The sequence below is a fragment of the Shewanella sp. 10N.286.54.B9 genome (assembly GCF_041468565.1).
GTDB lineage: Bacteria > Pseudomonadota > Gammaproteobacteria > Enterobacterales > Shewanellaceae > Shewanella.
Genome location: NZ_JBFRIY010000089.1, coordinates 1 through 268 on the forward strand (window position 1 = coordinate 1; position 268 = coordinate 268).

At 51.1% G+C, this 268-nt stretch carries 1 protein-coding gene; it reads left to right on the forward strand.

The genetic code is table 11. From position 1 onward, the window contains the following. On the forward strand, positions 1–268 hold a 268-nt coding region (locus tag AB4135_RS21590; RefSeq protein WP_371995483.1), incomplete at both ends, for a VCBS domain-containing protein.

The window sequence follows — 268 nt, forward strand, 5'->3', positions numbered from 1 at the left end:
CTTATCAACACGCGGGCTTCGTGCTCAATCCCGATGGCAGCTACACACTCGATCCCACCGATCCGAGCTTTAATCATCTCGCAGTCGGTGAGCATCAAACCTTGATCATTCCAGTGACCGCCACCGACAACAATGGCGCTCAAAGTGCTCCGCAAAACCTGATAATCAAGATCGACGGTACTAACGATATTCCAGTGGTCGGTCACATAAGCTCGAAGACGATTGATGAAGGTGGCAATAAAGTAACCGGTCAGATCGCCGCTACCGA